The following is a 19,976-nucleotide window of genomic DNA, read 5'->3' on the forward strand; positions in this document are numbered from 1 at the left end:
ACACAGCCTTTATTATTTCTTATAATTTTTTTCGCAAAATGAATCTGCCCTTATTTATTTCTCAGCAGCCTCGCTCTTGGTTACAACAACCTTATCCAGATGCCAGATATCATCTACATACTCCTGGATGGTTCTGTCAGAGGAGAATTTACCACTGCATGCAGTGTTCAGAAGTGCCATCTTCGCCCACTTCTTCTCATCCTTATAAGCTGCCTCCACTCTCTTCTGAGCCTCAGCATAGGATCTGAAGTCTCCGAGAATGAAATACTGGTCTGCTCTGGAGCAGTTCTTAGTGTTCAGAAGAGAATCATAGATATCTCTGAACAGCTCTGTATCGCTGGAGAAGGTTCCATTGATCAGCTGCATCAGTACCTGACGGATCTCAGCATCTGTGTTGTAGATAAAGTCTGGATCGTATCCGCCATGGTTCTCATAATTAATGATCTGGTCAGCGCTCATACCGAAGATGAATGCGTTCTCCTGACCAACTTCCTCAACGATCTCTACGTTTGCACCGTCCATGGTTCCAAGTGTAGGAGCACCGTTCAGCATGAACTTCATGTTACCTGTACCGGAAGCCTCTTTACTTGCAGTAGAAATCTGCTCGGAAACATCTGCTGCTGCAAAGATCATCTCAGCATTAGATACTCTGTAGTTCTCGATAAATACAACCTTGATCTTACCACCAATTGATAGATCGTTGTTTACAACATCCGCTACGCAGTTGATCAGTTTGATAATCTTTTTCGCACGCTCATATGCTGCAGAAGCTTTTGCACCAAAGATGAAGGTTCTTGGATAGAATTCCATCTCCGGATGTAATTTAATCTGGTTGTACAGATAAATTACATGAAGGATATTGAGAAGCTGTCTCTTATACTCATGAAGTCTCTTAACCTGTACATCGAAAATGGAATGAGGATCAACTTCAACACCATTGTGCTCCAGAATATATTTTGCAAGACGCTGTTTGTTCTGGAATTTAATATTCATAAACTCCTGAAGTGCTTTCTCATCATCAGCATATACCTTCAGCTTGCTGATCTGGGAAAGATCTGTGATCCAGTCTGGTCCAATATGGTCTGTGATCCATGCAGCAAGATTCTGGTTTCCGTGAAGAAGGAAACGTCTCTGAGTGATACCGTTGGTTTTGTTATTAAATTTCTCCGGCATCATCTCATAGAAATCTTTTAACTCCTGATTCTTCAGGATTTCTGTATGAAGTCTTGCAACACCATTTACAGAGAAGCCTGCAACGATTGCAAGGTGAGCCATCTTAACCTGTCCGTCATAGATGATTGCCATCTTTTTGATTTTCTCATAGTTTCCAGGATATCTGTTCTGTACTTCAATGATGAAACGACGGTTGATCTCTTCGATGATCTGATATACACGTGGAAGAAGTCTGGAGAACAGCTCGATCGGCCATTTCTCAAGAGCCTCAGCCATAATGGTATGGTTAGTGTAAGCAACACATTTGGTAGTTACAGCCCATGCATCATCCCAGCCAAGACCTTCCTGATCCATAAGAAGACGCATAAGCTCTGCAACAGCCATAGTCGGATGAGTATCGTTCATCTGGAATACGACTTTCTCGTGGAGCTTCTTAATATCATTATGTGTTTTCTTATATTTCTCGATTGCAGCCTGAACACTTGCAGATACGAAGAAGTACTGCTGTTTCAGACGAAGCTCTTTACCGGACATTTTATTATCGTTCGGATAAAGAACGTTTACGATATCCTTTGCGAGGTTCTCCTGCTCAACGGCTTTCTTGTAATCACCTTTGTCAAAGGAATCAAATCCAAACTCTTCGATAGCAGCAGCATCCCAGATACGAAGTGTATTTACTACATTGTTCTCATAACCAACGATCGGCATATCGTATGGGATTGCCTTTACTGCCTGATATCCTTCATGGACAAATTTGTTCTGGCCGGTTGCCTGGTCATATTCAACTCTTACATATCCCCCGAAATGTACCTCTTTTGCGTACTCCGGACGACGAAGCTCAAATGGATAGCCTTCTTCAAGCCATGCATCCGGAACCTCAACCTGGTATCCGTCTCTGATTTCCTGTTTGAACATACCATAACGGTAACGGATTCCGCAGCCATATGCACTGTATCCAAGTGTTGCAAGGGAATCAAGGAAGCATGCTGCAAGTCTTCCCAGACCACCGTTTCCAAGAGCCGGATCCGGCTCCTGATCCTCAAGTGCATTGATGTCGATTCCAAGCTCTTCAAGAGCTTCTTTCACTTCACCGTATGCACCAAGGTTTAAAAGGTTGTTTCCAAGGGCACGTCCCATAAGAAACTCCATGGACATATAATATACGATCTTCGGATCCTGCTTTTCATAAGCGTTCTGTGTATCAAGCCAGTTATCGATGATCACATCCTTCACTGTGTAGCTTACTGCCTGGAAAAGCTGCTCCTGAGTTGCCTCTTCAAGCTTTCTGCGGTAAAGAAACTTAACGTTGTCTTTTACACTTTTCTTGAAGGTTTCTTTGTCAAACTGTTTGTCAATCATTTTGATCCTCCTGTTGTATGTTAAATCAAAGCTTTGTAACACCAAGAGTTACATGCTCTTTATTAATATTCCACTCTTTTACATAACCATCTGTCTCGCCATAAACAACATCCTCAGCCAGAACTTCAGATTTGATCTCAGCCTCGTTTGCCTTCATGGTCTCGATAATCTTGTCATTATCTTTTACAGATACACGGATCTTATCCATAACCTCAAAGCCAGCCTCTTTACGCATGGTCTGTACTTTACTGATGATCTCGCGGACAAATCCCTCTTCGATCAGCTCAGGTGTCAGGTTGGTATCCAGAACAACTGCAGTCTCGCCTTCTGACTCTGTTACATAACCTTCTGTCTGTGCAGTCTCGATGAGCAGGTCTTCCTCTGTAAGCTCAACCTTGTTTCCATCGATATCAAGTACAAGTACACCGTTTGTTTTCAGCTCGTTCATAGCCTTGTTTCCGTTGATCTGGGCAAGTGCAGTGCGGATTCCGCCGAGAAGCTTGCCGTATTTCGGTCCCACTGTACGAAGCTGTGGCTTGAAGCTGTAGGAAATGAAGGATTCCACGTCATCTGCAAATTTCACTTCTTTTACATTCAGCTCGTCTGCAATAATGTCTGTGAAATATTTATCCATCACCTTCGGAGCTTTTACATACATGGTTCCGATTGGCTGACGGTTCTTGATATTTGCCGTATTACGGCATGCACGGCCAAGAACAACAACGTCCAGAACTTCTTCCATGTTTTCTTCCAGATCCTTGTTGATCCACTCTTCCTTTACTTCCGGGAAGTCGCAGAGATGGATACTCTCAGGAGCTGTTTTGTCCAGAGATCTTACAAGATTCTGGTAAATATCTTCTGTCATGAACGGGATCATCGGAGCTGCAGCCTTGGCAACTGTTACCAGTGCTGTGTAAAGAGTCATGTACGCATTGATCTTATCCTGCTCCATGCCTTTTGCCCAGAAACGCTCACGGCAGCGTCTTACATACCAGTTACTCATCTCGTCTACAAAGCCCTGAAGTGCTCTTGCAGTCTCCGGAATCTTATAGTCGTTCAGATCCTCGTCAACAGTCTTTACAAGTGTATTCAGCTTGCTGAGGAGCCATTTGTCCATAACCGGAAGCTTGTCATAGTCAAGTGTATATTTGGTAGCATCGAAGTTATCAATATTTGCATAAAGTACAAAGAATGCATAGGTATTCCACAGAGTACCCATAAATTTACGCTGACCTTCCTGAACAGCCTTGCCATGGAAACGGTTCGGCAGCCATGGTGCACTGTTGATGTAGAAGTACCAGCGGATGGCATCTGCACCGTATGTCTGAAGTGCATCAAACGGATCAACTGCATTTCCCTTGGACTTACTCATCTTCTGGCCATTCTCATCCTGAACATGTCCAAGAACGATAACGTTCTTATATGGAGCCTGATTAAACAGAAGAGTAGACTCAGCAAGAAGGGAATAGAACCATCCTCTTGTCTGGTCAACAGCCTCGGAAATAAAGTTTGCCGGGAACTGCTGTTTGAACAATTCCTGATTCTCAAATGGATAATGATGCTGTGCAAATGGCATTGCTCCTGAATCGAACCAGCAGTCAATAACCTCCGGTACACGGTGCATAGTGCCGCCGCACTCCGGACACTTCATGGTAAGCTCGTCAATGTATGGGCGGTGAAGCTCTACTGTCTTGGCGCGCTCGTCACCAGTTTTCTCATAGAGATCCTGACGGCTTCCAACAGATTCCATATGACCGCAGCTGCACTCCCAGATATTCAGTGGAGTTCCCCAGTAACGGTTACGCTGATTCCCCAGTCCTGAACGTTCTCAAGCCAGTCGCCGAAACGTCCTTTACCGATGCTCTCCGGGATCCAGTTAATGGTGTTGTTATTGCGGATCAGGTCATCTTTAACAGCTGTCATTTTAATAAACCAGGATTCTCTTGCGTAGTAGATCAGTGGTGTATCGCAACGCCAGCAGTGTGGGTAATCATGCTCAAATTTCGGAGCATCGAACAGCTTGCCTTCTTTTTCAAGATCAGCCAGTACCATTGGGTCTGCTTTCTTAACAAATACACCGGCATATGGTGTCTCAGCAGTAAGATCACCCTTGCCATCTACAAACTGTACAAACGGAAGGTCATATTCACGTCCTACACGGCTGTCGTCTTCACCAAATGCAGGAGCGATATGAACGATACCGGTACCATCACTCATGGTAACGTAGTTATCACATACGAGATAATGCGCTTTCTTGCCCTTGGATGCTACATAGTCACCTGTGCATTTAAACAGTGGCTCATATTCCTTGTATTCCAGGTCTTTTCCTTTATAGGTTTCCAGGACCTCATATGCAGGCTCTTCTTCCTTTGCAAGCTTGCCAAGTACTTTGTCAAGAAGTGCTTCTGCCATATAATAAGTGTATCTGTCTGCTGCTTTTACTTTACAGTAAGTCTCATCCGGATTTACGCAAAGTGCAACGTTAGAAGGCAGTGTCCACGGTGTTGTGGTCCATGCCAGGAAATATGCATCCTCTCCAACCACTTTGAAACGTGCGATTGCAGAACGCTCTTTTACTAATTTATAGCCCTGGGAAACCTCCTGGGATGAAAGCGGGGTTCCGCAGCGTGGACAGTAAGGAACGATCTTGAAGCCTTTGTATAAGAGGCCTTTGTTCCAGATTTCTTTCAGTGCCCACCACTCGGACTCAATATAATTGTCCTCGTAAGTTACATATGGATGCTCCATATCAGCCCAGAAACCAACTGTTGAGGAGAAATCCTCCCACATTCCTTTGTATTTCCAGACACTCTCTTTACACTGCTGGATGAACGGCTCCATACCGTATTCCTCGATCTGCTCTTTTCCATCCAGACCAAGCTTCTTCTCTACTTCAAGCTCTACCGGAAGACCATGGGTATCCCATCCAGCCTTACGCGGAACCATGTAACCCTTCATTGCACGGTATCTTGGGATCATATCCTTGATAACACGTGTCAGCACATGGCCGATATGCGGCTTGCCGTTTGCTGTTGGCGGTCCGTCATAGAATGTGTAAGTCGGGCCTTCTTTACGGTTTTCCATACTTTTTTCGAAAATATGGTTTTCTTTCCAGAATTCTTCTACTTTTTTCTCGCGATCTACGAAATTCAGATTCGTGTCTACTTTCTGGTACAAAGCTTTTTCCTCCTTTAAAATTATCAGTCGATTGCTGTTGGGATTTCCTGTTACATAAAGAATCCTGCCTGCAGGATTCTCCGTCTGCATAAAAAAAGCTCTCATCCTGCAAAAGGACGAAAGCTGTCAGCACTCGTTATACCACCTGTTACATTGTACAGGCTTGCACACGCAGCCGATACACGCTCCCTGTAACGGGGGAATTCCGTTATCTCCTACTTGTTCCTTCAGAGATAAAACTCCGGAGTGATCTTCGGCTGAATCTACTTGCGGCGGGCTTACACCATCCCCGTCTCGCTGAAAAGATTGCTGCTGTCTGTGTCCGCACAACCTTAAACGTTCAAAATCAGCTTACTGTCTCCATCACAGTCTTTAACTATTCTGTTTCCTGTCTATTATAAGGGTCTGAATTTCTATATGTCAAGTGTTTTTCCGCTGAAAAAATGGGGAGAATAGGGGAAAATAATGCTGAATTTGTGGATTTTCCGGGGTGTTGTGAACAATTCACACTCTTTTAATAGTTTTACATAAAGAAAAGTGGTATAATGCAATTACGTATTGGGAATTTTATGTACTATTTTAAGAAAGGATTTTATATGATCAGGAAAAATCTTCATATGAAAATAAAGCGGATTTTCTGTGGAATCCTGACAGCAGCAATGCTGCTTGGGCAGACGGGCGCTGTCTGGGCAGAAGCTACAGACACTGCCAGCGAATCTCCCACTCCTACTCCGGATCCGCATACCGAATATTATGCACAGGCAGCTGATAGCGATTCCATTGAGGGTTGGCCAGAGGGTCCTAAGATTGAGGCGCAGTCAGCAGTTCTCATGGACTTAAATACAGAAGCGGTCCTGTATTCCAAGAATGCCAATACTCAGCTTTACCCGGCCAGTATTACCAAGCTTCTCACCTGTCTTCTTGGATGTGAGAACCTGGACGTGAACGCACAGCTTACCCTTTCTCAGCAGGCGGCTTACGGAATTGAAGCGGGAAGTTCCACCATTTATGGTGACGCCGGAGAGGTTTTTACAGTTGAACAATGTCTTATGGCACTGATGCTGGAATCAGCCAATGAAATGGCACTTGGTATCGGGGAAGAGGTTTCCGGTTCTGTGAAGAAGTTTGTAGAGCTGATGAACACCAGAGCCCAGCAGCTTGGATGCAAAAACACCCATTTTAATAACCCTAACGGACTTCCTGATGAGACTCATGTAACCACCGCAGGCGACATGGCAAAAATAGCCAAGGCTGCATGGCAGAATCCACTTTGCAGGAAATTTTTCACCACAGATCTTTATGAAATTCCGCCTACCAATATTTTTACAGAAACCCGCTATCTGCTCAATCATCACAAAATGATGGCTGGCAGGGATTACGCCTATGATGGTGTTCTGGGTGGAAAAACAGGCTACACAGATGCTGCCGGTGCTACTCTGATCACCTATGCCAAGCGTGGAAATATGACCCTGGTTGCAGTTGTGATGAATTCCGTAAATGGTGCCTGGGCTGACACAAAAAGTCTCCTGGATTACGGTTTCGACAATTTCGAATGTAAAAAAATGAAAATCAGCAAGAATCCTGTTCCGAAGAAAAATCTTCCAAGTGAGCAGTATCTGCTGAATAATTGCGGAAATACTTATCCATTCTACTACACAAAAAATGTATACGTGACCGTCCCCACAGGGACAGGCCTCAGTGTTCTTACCAAGAAACAGGCCATTCTTTCCAACGCTGTGGGACCATTGAGATTAAAGAGCAAGTATTATTTCAATGGCCAGATGGTTGGATGGGGAATGCAGTATGAACGGTCGATCATGACCAGTCTGCTGACAACACCGACTTTATAGAATAAGGGCTAAGAATGAAAACTGCATTACGCATTTTCGTTCTTAGCCCTGTATTATTGTAGTTCCTCTACTTTACACAATATTCTTTTATCTCTTTATTCGAAATGCTCCTATTACTACAATTTCATTTCTCAACTCTTATACCAGAATTTCAGACATTTCACCGTAATATTTGAAGGATCTGCTATTAGTTTTCCTATATTCAGCTTCATGGTTTTTGTCTTTCCCGGTTTTATATTGACCTTAAAGGTTTTGGTGCGGGTCATTTCTTCATTAATGGTCATGGTAAATTTCAGCTTCACTTTTGTGATGGTGCTTTTGGATTTATTGGTGAAGCGGGTTGTGTAAATGGTTTTGCCGGAATCCGGATAATATTTATAGCCTTTCACTTTTACCTGAAGCTGTTTCAGTTTTGGCTTGGGGGCAGGCTTTTTGCCGACGATCACGGTTATGGTTCTCCGCTTGCCATTTACCAGGGCACTTACCTTGGCAGTGCCAGGCTTCTTTGCGATCAGGAATCCTCCGGCTGCATCAACGATCTTTTTATTGCTGGATTTCACTTTCTTGATGGTGATGCTTCCACCGCCGGTTTTGAAAACATAATTGGAAAACATGGTGGTATCCCCCACCTTCAGGGAGATGGAGCTGGAAACAGTTATGACTGTTTTCGCTACTGTGAAGGTCACCTTTTTCGTCTGATTTCCATATTTGAAAATGAAATCCGCTGAACCTGCTTTTGCAAAATATACGCTCACCTCAAAGCTGTCATTGGATTTTGGAGTAATGCCTGTAATCTGTGCCACCGATGAGTCCGAAATACTTACAGAATATTTGGACGAATCCTTATTTGAATAAAAAACATAAGGATCGTCAACCGTTACCAGGAACATTCCTGTGGTTTTGTCGTAATTGTTTTCCGGCGGATAAATGGCAATATCTGCGTTTTTGCGATTTTCCCGCACATTTACAGTGATGGAAAAATCTACGTTCTGCTCACTTGGAAAACTATCATAATTTACAAATATTTCCATCAATTCCATTTCATCAGATTTGGAGAACGTGGCTGAGCCCTGCAGCACCGTACCTCCGTTTGAATATAAGGGTATGCTGTCGTCATCCAGATACACGCTTGCCCTGCCTGGCGTCAGACTGGAGCTTTGAAAAGTCATAGTCACATCTACCTTGTAATCCATGGAGTCTTCATGAGGGATCTGATAACCGATATAATAGCGGAATTCGTCTCCATCCCACACATTCATGCTGCCCGTTCCGCTGAGTTTAAAACCATCCGAGGTAACTTCCTTGGTGATAGCAGCCTGCGCCCGCAGCGGACCAAAGAGAACCATCAGCAGTGTTACAAAGAAAAATGTCAGAATGTATTTCCCAAACCTGTAAAAATAATTTCTTAAACTCATAAAACCCCTCCTTTTTTATACGCTGTTGTTGTATTACTTATAATCAGCATATGTGATTGGAGGGGATTTTTCTATTAACCAAATGTTAGTTTTTCATTCGTTACAAGAAGTAGTTTCACGGATTTACTGCTCTTCTTTCTTCAGTCTCCGTTTGGCACGATGCGCATCACGTTTCTGGCGGATTTCATCGGCTTCTTCATCGGTTACATTGGTGAGCTTCTTAATTACATAGTACTTATTGTCTTCCGTTCGGCGAATCCTGATTTTTCCCAGTACAAAGCCATGCTCCTGACAGAGGGACACACTGTAGTAAACCTTGGAATTATTCATAAACCAACGGATCTTACGCTTGGCAGGATTATGGCACAATGGACATTTCGTGCTGGTTACTTCCCGGTCCTTCATGGCTTTTTCGCGGGAATAGAACTCCCGGGATACATATTTATCATAGGTTGGATAGGATATGTGAATCTCTTCACGCTTGCTCTTGGGATTCTGATACACGTCCAGGGATGAGTTTGGAAAAATGTATTTATCTTCTATTTTCTGGAGAATACATGCAGTATAATAAGCATCTCCCAGAGCGCGGTGAAAATCCATTTTCTTCTCCACGCCCATTTTATCAGCAGCAAATTCCAGAGCACGGCGCTCGTCATTTTCTTCATAACGAATAGCAAATAATTTCTGCACATCATAATAAGTCACCGGACCTTTGAGCAGGGAAAGTTTTCCATAATATTTCATGTTCCGCTGCAGTTCCATTACATCCTGATTTCCCCAGGTAAAGAAAATATATTCTTCGCCACACCATTCCAAAAATTCCGTGATGGCCTGTGGGAAAAGAGTTCCATTCTGCAGATCCTTATAATTCATGTGAATCACTTCATGAATGCTGTCATGAATCCAATTGTACACCTGGGGCTTGATCAGACGCTGAAAGCTATCCACAATTTCTTTCTCTTCATTTAGTTTTATGGCGCCGATTTCTATGATTTCAAAAGGCAGACGGCTATTAGACCACCTTTTTCCCCCCGGACTCTGATTCCATTCCAGGTCAAATACAATGTAATTCATGGGTAAATTCCTTCTCTGAAAATGTTTTTGTTACTGTGAACAGGTAAACAGTAACATATTTTTGCCATCCACGATTATTGCAGCAACATCTTGTTTTCACGCTCTGGAGCCTGTTTGAAAAGGCTTTCTGCAAGATGTACATCATAATTTGTGGGAGATTTTTGTTCTATCCTTTGCAGTTATCAACAATTCCAGACAAGTATAGCAGACAGGTGAAATGATGTAAAGACATAAGAAAAAACCTGCCGGTGGGTAGCCGGCAGGAAATGAGGGGGTATGAAACAAAATCTATGTAAATTAAGAAATCGTCTTAAAATGAAACACAATCTATATAAAAGAAGCTGTTTACCATTATTTCAATATTACTGAATAATCTATACACTGCAAGCACATCAAATAAAACATGCTCTGCCGCTTTCACTCGTTACTTATGTAAGTCGGCAATATCAGCCGCCGCTTCTGATTTACGGCTAATGCACACTCTATATTATCTAATTCAATTATCTATTTCAATCGTCTATTTCAATTATTTATTTCATCGGCACGAAGCAGGTGAACTGCTCCGCGCCAGTTATTATCTGTTATCAGTTTCCCACGGGAATTCTTATCTGTTAAAACAGCTCTTTCCCCGGAAATCAGCCTTCAATAGAAATAAACTTCTTCTCTTCCGGCACTTTTTTCTTCGCTTCCTTCGGGAAAGTAACAGTCAGAACACCATTGTCATATTTCGCATGGATGTCCTCATGCTCCAGTTCCTTACCTACGTAAAAGCTTCTGGAGCACTGTCCGGTGTAACGCTCTCTGTGAACGTATTTGCCGTTATTGTCTTTCTCATCTTTATTCTCGGTTCTGGAAGCCTGAATGTTCAGATAGCCATCCTTCAGCTGAATCTTCACATCCTCTTTATGGAAGCCTGGAAGATCAATGCTCAGCTCATAATTTCCATCCACATCCTTAATATCTGTCTTCATCAATTCAGCAGCTCTGTAACCTCTGCGATTCTCTCTTTCTGCTGGTAATCTCATCCAGTCATCAAATAAATCTTCTCCAAAAATACTAGGCATTAACATAATCCATTCCTCCTTATATTGTGAACACTTGCGTGTTTAATTAACATCATTGTTGAAACTGGAAGATTTCTTTTTCTCTCTTCCTTTGTTCTGCATGTAATATAACACGCATTGTTAGCACTGTCAAGAGGAGAGTGCTAATTTCACATTTTTTTCACATTTATCTTAAATAAAAAACTAAATTTGTGTCCCTTTTCACATTTTCCCTTGTGGAGTTCCAGAAATTCTGGTGCAGACGAACTGCATCGCCATTTTCCTCTACTGCATCTGCATTTCCAGTGATTGTATTGTAGATCATGGCAAATGCCAGATTCTCCATTGCCCCGGCATATTACACTGGTTCCGAGGTAACTCCTGAAGTGACAGTTACCCACAATGGTAAAACCCTGGTAAAAGACAGGGATTTCACTGTAACATACCACAACAACATTGAACCAAGCAGTTATTACAATTCTCCGTGGGTTGGAATTGATGGAATTGGAAATTACCAGGGGTATGTAACCAAATCGTTTACTATAAACAGAGCTGACATCAGCAGCTGCACGGTTACGCTTTCCAATGAAAGCCTTACCTACACAGGCTCCTCTTTACGCCCAAACGCCACAGTAAAAAGCGGGGACAAGGAATTAACCCTGAACCAGGATTATTACGTTTCCTACAGAAACAACTGGGATGCAGGTACTGCTTCTGTTATCGTAAACGGCAGTGGAAATTACACTGGTTCTGTTACGAAAGACTTTACCATTAAACCATTGGATATCAGCCGCTATTCCGCTTCCCTTTCCCAGTATTCCTACACCAGTGACGGAACAGAGAAATGCCCGGATGTTACCGTTACATACGGAGACAAGACGCTTGCAACAGGCACTGATTTCACAGTTTCTTATAAAGATAATGTGAAGGAAGGTACTGCTACTGTAACTATTACTGGAGCTGGAAATTACACCGGCATTATTAACACAACCTTTACGATCACAGCTGCTCCTGGCAAGGATGACTCGGACGCAGGAAAAGATAATCCTGGTAAAGATGATTCTGGTAAAGATGATTCTGGTAAAGACGATTCTGGTAAGGATGATTCTGGTAAAGATGACTCCGGTAAAGACGATTCCGGTAAAGATGATTCTGGTAAAGATAACTCTGGTAAAGACGATTCCGGTAAAGATAACTCCGGTAAAGATAACTCCGGTAAAGATGATTCCGATAAAGGCAACCAGAACAGCAGCATGAAAAAGGCGAAAACCCTTACCGTAAAAGACTCTGCTACACGCGCAACCTTAAAGGAACTGGTTTCAAAGAAAAAATATTATGTACGGATCCGCACCTACAAAGTTGTAAGCGGCAAAAAATATTATTCCAAATGGAGTTCCAAAAAATCCGTAAAAATTAGATAATGTCAAATGCCAGGCAGCGTCTTTGAACGACGCTGCCTGGCATTTTTTCATAAATCTTCCAAACTAACCTGAAGATTCTATATTCTCTGTATAACTATTCAGCATCTTCACAGTTACAACCTCCGCAAAATAGTACATACCTACTGAATAGTTATTTTTCTGTTTAAGTTTTTCTCAACTCAGGAAATTCTCAATGATCACATTTTCCGCCTCAGCTTCCGTCATTCCAAGAGTTCTTAGCTTCAGAAGCTGCTCATCGTTAATTCTTCCAATAGCGGCCTCATGAACAATTGCAGCATCCACATGCTTCGCCTGGATTTCCGGGATAGAACCCACCTCTGCATGATCCATAATAATGGAATCACACTGGATATGTGCGTGACATTTGTTCTTTCCAACAGCCTTCGGATGGAAAACCTGGGAAGAGTTTCCCTTTCCAACAGAACGGGAAATAATCTGTGCAGAAGATCCCGCTCCGTTCATACAGACTTCAATATCAGACTCCGCTTTCTGCTCCCCATCTGTCATCAGACGTTCCAGAACAAACAGCTTGGAATCTGCATCCATTGAAACATTTGTGGTACGGATTGTGGAGTCAACACCTTTGATCTGAACGGTATCCAGCGTAAATACGGAGTTCTCTCCAAGCTCAATATTAGTTACGGGATTCAGCACTCTGCTTCCGGTTCCATTCCCCTCTCCATAGTGTTTTTCCTCGTAATGTACATTAGCATTTTTACCCACATGGAAAGTATGAATACCATCGTGACGACTGTCATTACAGCCACTATTGTGGATTCCGCAGCCTGCAACAATGTCAACATCTGCACCGTCTGCCACATAAAAATCATTGTAAACCAGATCGGTCATTCCAGATACACTTACCACTACCGGGATGAAAACCTTCTCTCCCTTTGTCTCCCCGTCAATGAAAATATCGATTCCCGGCTTGTCCTCTTTTTTCTTTATTTTGATATGTTCGCTGTCACCGTGACAGATGGAAATACCATTCTGACGGAGATTAAAAGCACCTTTCTGCGCAAAGCCTTCGCTGATCTTATCAAGCACACCCTGGGTTGTTTCTTCTACTTTAACCATCAACATTTTCCTCCTTCATTCAGACATTTCTGACATTTTTCCTGCTGAAATAAGGTTGGGAAAACGTCTTCTTTCGTACCATATTTCTTTACTTCACCGTCTTCAATTACCATGATTTTATCTGCCATATTGATGATTTTTTCCTGATGGGAAATCAGGATCAGGCACTCCTTTTTCTCACGATGAATCTCCTCAAAGCGCTTGATCAGCATGGAAAAGCTCCACAGGTCGATTCCTGCTTCAGGTTCATCAAAAATGCTTACTTTATGAGACTTCGCTAAAACTGTGGCAATCTCAATTCGCTTCATTTCACCGCCGGAAAGGGTTCCATCCAGCTGACGGTTCAGGTAATCTTCGGAACAAAGTCCTACAGCTGAGAGAAGGTCACAGCTCTCTTTTTCCGTTAAATTCTTTCCTGCTGCAAGAGATAACATTCTTGCCACGGTCATGCCTTTAAAGCGGGGTGGCTGCTGAAATGCATAGCCAATTCCCGCATTTGCACGATGATCAATATCGTATCCTGTAATGTTCTCATCATCCAGATAAATTTCTCCGCTGTCTGCTTTCTCAATGCCAGCCAGTACCTTGGCCAGGGTGGATTTTCCACCTCCATTGGGTCCGGTGATTACCAGCATTTCCCCATCATGAACATCAAAACTGATGTGATTTACCAGACAGCGCTTTTTCCCTTCTTCATTCACTTCAAAAGTCAGGTTCTTTACTTTCAGCATATTCGTACCTCTTCTGTTAATTTTACATTACTGCTCCAATTGTGCCCGAAATTCCAGAAAAAAATTGCTTTTGAGCAATAACGATTTTATCTCTTCTTGGACTGTACTCCAAATAAAAAAAATTGTCAACCACGACCTTCACAGCAACGCGCTTCACGACGCACAGAAACACGAACCTTCTTGTGACAGGCACAAGAAGTAGCGTTTGCTACGCAAACTTAGTTCTCTGGTTTTCTGTAAACTTTATCCACCAAAAACACCTCGCAGAGCGTTACAAATGAACAGTAACAAAACTATATCATATTGGAGCAACATTGAATAGCGCTCAGAAAATAATAGTATTGAATTTTCTCTTCTTTTGGTTTATAATCGACATATGTCGAAAACAAGGAGGTGACATATATGCCCAGACCGCCCAGATGCCGCAGAATCTGCCAGGCACCCCAATATGAAACTTTTTCTCCTGAAGAATGTCCCAGAGAGTCGGAAGCTGTCACTCTGACTCTGGATGAATATGAAGTCATCCGTCTGGTAGATCTGGAGAAGAAAACTCACGAACAATGTGCTGCCCAGATGGACATTTCCCGGACAACTGTCACGGAAATTTATGAAACTGCCCGGGAAAAAATTGCCCGGTGCATCGTCCTTGGGCAGCGCCTTGTCATAGCCGGGGGAAATTACCGGCTCTGCGAAGGACGGGAGCATACGCGCTGCTGGAAATGCTGCTGCCGAAAGGAATCTAAACAGACTCCGCTTACCAGCCTGGACCTTTCACAGGAACTGCCAGCCGCTGACCGATCTAATAGTTCACTTTCTAAATCAAATTTACAAAATGAAGGAGATATCATTATGAAGATTGCAGTTACTTATGAAAATGGAGAAATTTTTCAGCACTTTGGACACACAGAAACATTCAAGATCTATGACATTGCAGATGGCAAGGTTGTAAGTGCCGAAGTAGTCGATACCAATGGAAGCGGTCACGGCGCACTGGCTGGATTCCTGGTTGCACATGGCGTAGATACCCTGATCTGCGGCGGTATTGGCGGCGGTGCCCAGAATGCACTTGCCCAGGCTGGAATCCGTCTTTTCGGCGGAGTTTCAGGAAATGCAGACGAAGCTGTAAACGCACTGCTTGCAGGAAATCTTGGCTATGATCCTGATGTGCATTGTAATCATCACGACCATCATGGAGAAGGACACAGCTGCGGCGATCATGGCTGCGGAAGCCATTCCTGCCATTAATATCTGCCACAGATTTGACCAGAGCGGTTAATTGACTGTATTCGTAAAAAAGACTGATATAATAACATACCAGACTCCAGCAACAACCTCCTGAAGTACCAGTATTGTTTATATCAGTCTTTTTTGTACGCTCTGTTCACTAAACGGCAATGTCGCCTGCCGGTGACATTGCCATATATGGAAGTCAGCAGTTCCTTGCCTGTGGTGCTCCCTCAGCCTGCATCTTCTCCTTCGTCTTCTTCAGTGAGACAACCAGTCCCGCAAAAATCAGAACAGAACCAATGATTGATGACTCACGTAAAATAAAAGTCTGATTTTCCTTACTTCTGAAAATACTTATTTCCGGTATTACTCACTCCTTTTTCTGTAGATATCAACTGAAAAAATTTCTCAAAAATGTATTTTCTATACCATCTGTATGAAATGCGTGTTATACTATGTTAGTCTTTGCTAACGTTATTTAAAGGAGGTCGTCACAATGCCTTTAAGTTTAACTGAGTTTAACCATTTTTATATCATTAATAAGGTGTGCGGACTGGAAAAACAGCGGCATTATCTGGAATCCCTGGGCTTTGTCCCAGGAACGCAGGTTACGATTTTATCAGAATTACACGGGTATTATGTAGTTATGGTAAAGGGCAGCAAAATCGGCCTGGATAAGGAGCTTGCAAAGAAAATTATTGTATACGCAGGCTGATTAAAAAACAGAAACTAACTATTCAGTATCTTCACAGTTACGCCCTCCGCAAAATGCTGTCTTCCGAATAGTTACAATTGAAATATCAGGCACTATATACTGGAGAAATGTATGGAAAGAAACAAAACAATTATGAAACTCTGCTACCTGCAGACAACATTTTACATTGTATTTTTGACTGCATTAATTACCCGTCACAGACGCGGAATAAGTCAGAAAACCTTTGCTTTTCTGATTATTTTATCCCTTGTGGGATGTGCGGTTTCCCTTACTTTAGGAGATTATCTCAGAAATATGATCCGAAGTTCTGGCTTTGACGTAGCAGGCGTCCACGATAAAAAATCACTGGAAAAGAAGCTGCAGCAGCTTCAGAATGCAGACGATACCTTGAATGTGGGTGTCATGATGTTCGACCTGAACAATCTGAAAAAAATCAACGATACATATGGTCACGAACAGGGGGATGTATTTATTCAGACCTTTGCTGCTTACCTGACACGGATACTCACTGAGGATAGTTTTCTTGCCAGATTCGGCGGTGATGAGTTTGTAATCGTGCAAAGTCACGCCACCTGGTCTCAGCTGGAGCAGATGAATATTCAGCTCAATCCATGCTGGATGTGTATAATCAAACAGCTGACCATCCTATCAGCTATGCAGTCGGATACGATATCAGCTGCAAAAATCACTACTACCTGATTATGGATCTTCTGGAAATTGCCGATCAGAAAATGTATCAGGACAAGCGTTATAAAAAGGAACAAATGGCAAAAAAGCCACAGGAGTTTTGCCGGAATCGACTGGCGGAAAGTATCTCTACAGAGTCTTTGAAAGAGAAACTTTTTACTATTTTAAATAATAGCAACGGTGAAAAAAAGTATGCTTTTCTAATGACAGATGTAAGCAATTTTCACCTTATTAATGACTATTGGGGGTATGAAACCGGGACTAATATTCTGAATTTTATTCTGAAAAAAATGGAACTTTTTCCACAAACCTTGTTTGTAAACAGGTATCATTCAGACATCTTTGTAGCTGTTATTGACATTACCGGAGCGGAGCATACAGCTGTTAAAAAACGAATTATTGAGTCTAACAAGCAGACTACAAAAGAAGTTCTGGCTGCTTATCCTGTAAATTATCTTTCCCTGAACACTGGTATTTATTATCTGGAAAACATGAAAATTCCAGGCGAAGAAATTATTTCGCACTCCAATATCGTCCGCATAAAGGCGAAAGATAAGCTTTGCGGTGTGTGCGAATATACAAGAGAAATTGCTCTTGCTGAACAGAAACGTGCAGACACTATTCACTCTTTTAAGGAAGCACTTGGGAAGAAAGAATTTCAGATTTATTTCCAACCAAAAATCAGCGGAAGGAAGCAGAAAATTGCCAGTGCAGAAATACTTGTCCGCTGGCAGAGAGCAAATGGAGATCTGTGGTTTCCAGACAGTTTTCTTCCTATTTTGGAAGAAACCGGGGAGATTGAAGCTCTGGATTATTATGTTTATGAAACAGCATTTCAGTGGCTGGCAGACAGACGGGAAAAAGGGCTTAAGCTGTTGCCTCTGTCCCTGAATGTATCTCCGGTTCATTTTCGGAAAATCCACACATTCACAGAAAAGGTTTCACATTTAATCCAGAAATATGAAATTCCCTCTCAATATTTAATTTTTGAGATTACGGAATCTACTTATATTCATAATATTGAGGCGGTTAATCACATGATCCGCTTCTTCCATGAGAAAAACATTCGGATCTCTATGGATGATTTCGGTTCTGGATATTCTTCCTTAAATACATTAAAGGATATCCTGTTTGACGAGGTAAAAATCGACAAGAAATTCCTGTCAGATAAGCTCACAGAGAATGGAAAAATCGTGCTACAGGAGATTTTCCATCTGTTGAAAAGGACTAATAAGTTTATTGTATGTGAAGGTGTGGAAACTAAAGAAATGGTAGACTTTCTGGTGGCAGAGGGATGCGATGAACTGCAGGGATATTATTATTATAAGCCCATGGAAATGGCAAAATTTGAACAATTAATTGGGTAAAATATACTGAAAAGTGGAGCGTGCAGTTTGCGGGAATGATTTTTCAAGCACGCTCAGCCCGGACCATATCCATAAATTTGCTCAGGCAAATATGGCTCATTCATGGCTGCTGTCCGGGACATTCATAGTAAAACAGCTTTATTTCTTCATAGCCCCAAGCTCTCTTCTTGCAAACAATATCGCCAATACAAACGCTGCTGCATCAGCGATCGGACCTGCATACATAACTCCGTCAATTCCCATTATTAATGAAAAAACAACGATCAATGGCAAAAGAAACAGCACCTGTCTGGTCAGGGACATGACAATTCCAAGCTTTGCTTTTCCGATAGATGTAAAAAATCCTGAGGACATTGGCTGAATTCCATTTGCAAAAGTCATAAACATAAATATCTTCAGATAGCGTTCTGCAAACTGGAAATAAAGGTCACTTCCAGTTCCGAAAATACTTACAATCTGGTGGGGAAATAACTGGAAACAAAGGAAAAATACAGTTGCAATCGCAGTACATGCAATCATGGAATAACGATATGCAAGTCTTACCCTGTCGTATTTTTTTGCCCCATAATTAAAGCCCCAGATTGGCTGACAGCCTTGAGAAATTCCAATACAAATTGCCATAAACACCTGATTTACTTTTGAAATAACTCCTACACAGGCGATTGGAATATCACTTCCATAGACAGATAAACCGCCGTAATAACGTAAAATATTGTTCAGCACAATCTGAACAATTGCCATAGCAATCTGATTAATACAGGACGCCATTCCGAGAGAAATAATGGCTTTTAGACACTCTGAAGAAGGCTTTAACATGCTCATCTCCAGATACATTTTACGAAATTTTCCAAAATAAATAATCACCAAAATTCCGGAAACAACCTGTCCGATCACCGTTGCCCAGGCAGCACCCTTGATTCCCCAACCAAACCCAAAGATGAAAAGGGGATCCAGAATTGTGTTGATGATGGCACCTGTAAGAACACAGGTCATAGAATATGTGGGGCTTCGGTCTGCGCGGACAATATGATTTCCTCCAATGGATAATGCATAAAACGGAAGTCCCACAGCTGTGATTCCAAGATAATCCACCGCATAGGGCATAACATCTGTCGTTGCACCAAATAAGCTTAGAAGCGGACGCAAAAACAGAAGTACTGCCACTGCCAGAATCACACCGGTAATCACCAGTGTGGAAAGTGCAGTTCCGGCTATGGAGCTTGCCTTCTTCTCTCTTCCGGCACCCATTTCCAGATTGTAATTGGAGGCGCCTCCAATTCCCAGAAGCAGTGCCAACGCCGTTGCAATAGTTGTTACAGGAAATGCAACATTAGTAGCAGCATTTCCCAGCATCCCAACGCCTTGGCCAATGAAAATCTGATCCACAATATTGTACATTGCACTGACCAGCATGCTGATAATTGCCGGAATTGCAAATTTCAATATCAGTCCTCCTACTGGAGCTGTTCCCAGGGGATTTTGCTCCTGACTGATGTTTGTTTCTTCCAAAAAAGTCTCCTCCCTTACGTTAAACTAATTCCGTTTATCTCACTTAAATCCTGCTATAAATCATAACAAATTCTGAAAAGCGATTCAAGAAATTTATGCTCAAAAAGCCCAGCTGCATACACAACTGAGC

The 19,976-nt window shown here is 42.4% G+C and carries 14 protein-coding genes and 1 pseudogene; 6 read left to right on the top strand and 9 right to left on the bottom strand.

Features of this window, described 5'->3' with window-relative positions; translation table 11 throughout:
- Nucleotides 1-54: 54 nt before the first annotated feature.
- Both DW904_RS00575 and ileS read right to left on the bottom strand, forming a co-directional pair.
- On the bottom strand, nt 55-2,529 hold the full coding sequence (locus tag DW904_RS00575) for a glycogen/starch/alpha-glucan phosphorylase (RefSeq protein WP_347561984.1): 2,475 nt from the start codon (nt 2,527-2,529) through the stop codon (nt 55-57).
- Between the two features lie 28 nt (nt 2,530-2,557).
- Nucleotides 2,558-5,709, bottom strand: a pseudogene (ileS, locus tag DW904_RS00580) (isoleucine--tRNA ligase).
- Between the two features lie 617 nt (nt 5,710-6,326).
- Here ileS and DW904_RS00585 point away from each other — a divergent pair.
- Nucleotides 6,327-7,559, top strand: coding sequence for a D-alanyl-D-alanine carboxypeptidase family protein (locus DW904_RS00585; protein ID WP_243110227.1), 1,233 nt, complete (start codon nt 6,327-6,329; stop codon nt 7,557-7,559).
- Between the two features lie 131 nt (nt 7,560-7,690).
- Here DW904_RS00585 and DW904_RS00590 read toward each other — a convergent pair whose 3' ends face one another.
- The 4 genes from DW904_RS00590 to DW904_RS22670 form a co-directional block, all read right to left on the bottom strand.
- A complete protein-coding gene (locus tag DW904_RS00590) occupies nt 7,691-8,974 on the bottom strand; it encodes a hypothetical protein (protein WP_118577639.1) in 1,284 nt (427 codons plus the stop codon).
- A gap of 123 nt (nt 8,975-9,097) precedes the next feature.
- A complete protein-coding gene (locus DW904_RS00595) occupies nt 9,098-10,048 on the bottom strand; it encodes a 3'-5' exonuclease (protein WP_118577640.1) in 951 nt (316 codons plus the stop codon).
- A gap of 635 nt (nt 10,049-10,683) precedes the next feature.
- A complete protein-coding gene (locus DW904_RS00600; protein WP_118577641.1) occupies nt 10,684-11,118 on the bottom strand; it encodes an Hsp20/alpha crystallin family protein in 435 nt (144 codons plus the stop codon).
- 160 nt (nt 11,119-11,278) lie between these two features.
- The gene (locus DW904_RS22670) at nt 11,279-11,416 is read right to left on the bottom strand and encodes a hypothetical protein (protein WP_202187644.1); all 138 of its coding nucleotides are present in this window, start codon (nt 11,414-11,416) and stop codon (nt 11,279-11,281) included.
- Here DW904_RS22670 and DW904_RS00605 point away from each other — a divergent pair.
- Nucleotides 11,415-12,512 (top strand): hypothetical protein, encoded by a 1,098-nt coding sequence (locus tag DW904_RS00605; RefSeq protein ID WP_147422275.1) that lies wholly within the window; start codon nt 11,415-11,417, stop codon nt 12,510-12,512. The two genes, DW904_RS22670 and DW904_RS00605, sit on opposite strands and share 2 nt — an antisense overlap.
- Before the next feature lie 174 nt (nt 12,513-12,686).
- Here the strand turns inward: DW904_RS00605 and DW904_RS00610 are convergent, their stop codons facing one another.
- Both DW904_RS00610 and DW904_RS00615 read right to left on the bottom strand, forming a co-directional pair.
- Complete coding sequence (locus DW904_RS00610) at nt 12,687-13,610, bottom strand: SufD family Fe-S cluster assembly protein (RefSeq protein ID WP_118577643.1); 924 nt, start codon at nt 13,608-13,610, stop codon at nt 12,687-12,689.
- On the bottom strand, nt 13,610-14,341 hold the full coding sequence (locus DW904_RS00615) for an ATP-binding cassette domain-containing protein (RefSeq protein WP_118577644.1): 732 nt from the start codon (nt 14,339-14,341) through the stop codon (nt 13,610-13,612). Before DW904_RS00615 ends, DW904_RS00610 begins: the two co-directional genes overlap by 1 nt.
- A gap of 402 nt (nt 14,342-14,743) precedes the next feature.
- On the opposite strand from DW904_RS00615, the gene DW904_RS00620 reads away from it, so the two are divergent.
- The 4 genes from DW904_RS00620 to DW904_RS00630 all read left to right on the top strand — a co-directional run bounded on the left by DW904_RS00620 (nt 14,744) and on the right by DW904_RS00630 (nt 18,337).
- The gene (locus tag DW904_RS00620) at nt 14,744-15,586 is read left to right on the top strand and encodes a NifB/NifX family molybdenum-iron cluster-binding protein (protein WP_118577645.1); all 843 of its coding nucleotides are present in this window, start codon (nt 14,744-14,746) and stop codon (nt 15,584-15,586) included.
- Between the two features lie 478 nt (nt 15,587-16,064).
- Nucleotides 16,065-16,283, top strand: a complete 219-nt coding sequence (locus tag DW904_RS00625; RefSeq protein ID WP_118577646.1) for a FeoA family protein — start codon at nt 16,065-16,067, stop codon at nt 16,281-16,283.
- Between the two features lie 111 nt (nt 16,284-16,394).
- Nucleotides 16,395-16,982, top strand: coding sequence for a GGDEF domain-containing protein (locus DW904_RS23360; protein WP_243110228.1), 588 nt, complete (start codon nt 16,395-16,397; stop codon nt 16,980-16,982).
- Nucleotides 16,895-18,337 (top strand): GGDEF domain-containing phosphodiesterase, encoded by a 1,443-nt coding sequence (locus DW904_RS00630; RefSeq protein ID WP_243110229.1) that lies wholly within the window; start codon nt 16,895-16,897, stop codon nt 18,335-18,337. Before DW904_RS23360 ends, DW904_RS00630 begins: the two co-directional genes overlap by 88 nt.
- 138 nt (nt 18,338-18,475) lie before the next feature.
- Here DW904_RS00630 and DW904_RS00635 read toward each other — a convergent pair whose 3' ends face one another.
- Nucleotides 18,476-19,846 carry an MATE family efflux transporter gene (locus tag DW904_RS00635; protein ID WP_118577647.1) on the bottom strand — a complete coding sequence of 457 codons (1,371 nt, stop codon included), beginning with the start codon at nt 19,844-19,846 and terminating at the stop codon, nt 18,476-18,478.
- Nucleotides 19,847-19,976: the final 130 nt, after the last annotated feature.

The organism is Ruminococcus sp. AM42-11 (genome assembly GCF_003480145.1).
Classification (GTDB): Bacteria; Bacillota; Clostridia; order Lachnospirales; family Lachnospiraceae; genus Blautia_A; species Blautia_A faecis.

Excerpts from the sequence above, each read along its gene's own strand:
- DW904_RS00620 (WP_118577645.1), top strand. The coding sequence starts at position 14,744 with ATGCCCAGACCGCCCAGATGCCGCAGAATCTGCCAGGCACCCCAATAT.
- DW904_RS00590 (WP_118577639.1), bottom strand. The coding sequence starts at position 8,974 with ATGAGTTTAAGAAATTATTTTTACAGGTTTGGGAAATACATTCTGACA.
- DW904_RS00585 (WP_243110227.1), top strand. The coding sequence starts at position 6,327 with ATGAAAATAAAGCGGATTTTCTGTGGAATCCTGACAGCAGCAATGCTG.
- DW904_RS00610 (WP_118577643.1), bottom strand. The coding sequence starts at position 13,610 with ATGGTTAAAGTAGAAGAAACAACCCAGGGTGTGCTTGATAAGATCAGC.
- DW904_RS00615 (WP_118577644.1), bottom strand. The coding sequence starts at position 14,341 with ATGCTGAAAGTAAAGAACCTGACTTTTGAAGTGAATGAAGAAGGGAAA.
- DW904_RS00600 (WP_118577641.1), bottom strand. The coding sequence starts at position 11,118 with ATGTTAATGCCTAGTATTTTTGGAGAAGATTTATTTGATGACTGGATG.
- DW904_RS00630 (WP_243110229.1), top strand. The coding sequence starts at position 16,895 with ATGCTGGATGTGTATAATCAAACAGCTGACCATCCTATCAGCTATGCA.
- DW904_RS00625 (WP_118577646.1), top strand. The coding sequence starts at position 16,065 with ATGCCTTTAAGTTTAACTGAGTTTAACCATTTTTATATCATTAATAAG.
- DW904_RS00595 (WP_118577640.1), bottom strand. The coding sequence starts at position 10,048 with ATGAATTACATTGTATTTGACCTGGAATGGAATCAGAGTCCGGGGGGA.
- DW904_RS23360 (WP_243110228.1), top strand. The coding sequence starts at position 16,395 with ATGGAAAGAAACAAAACAATTATGAAACTCTGCTACCTGCAGACAACA.
- DW904_RS22670 (WP_202187644.1), bottom strand. The coding sequence starts at position 11,416 with ATGATCTACAATACAATCACTGGAAATGCAGATGCAGTAGAGGAAAAT.
- DW904_RS00605 (WP_147422275.1), top strand. The coding sequence starts at position 11,415 with ATGGCAAATGCCAGATTCTCCATTGCCCCGGCATATTACACTGGTTCC.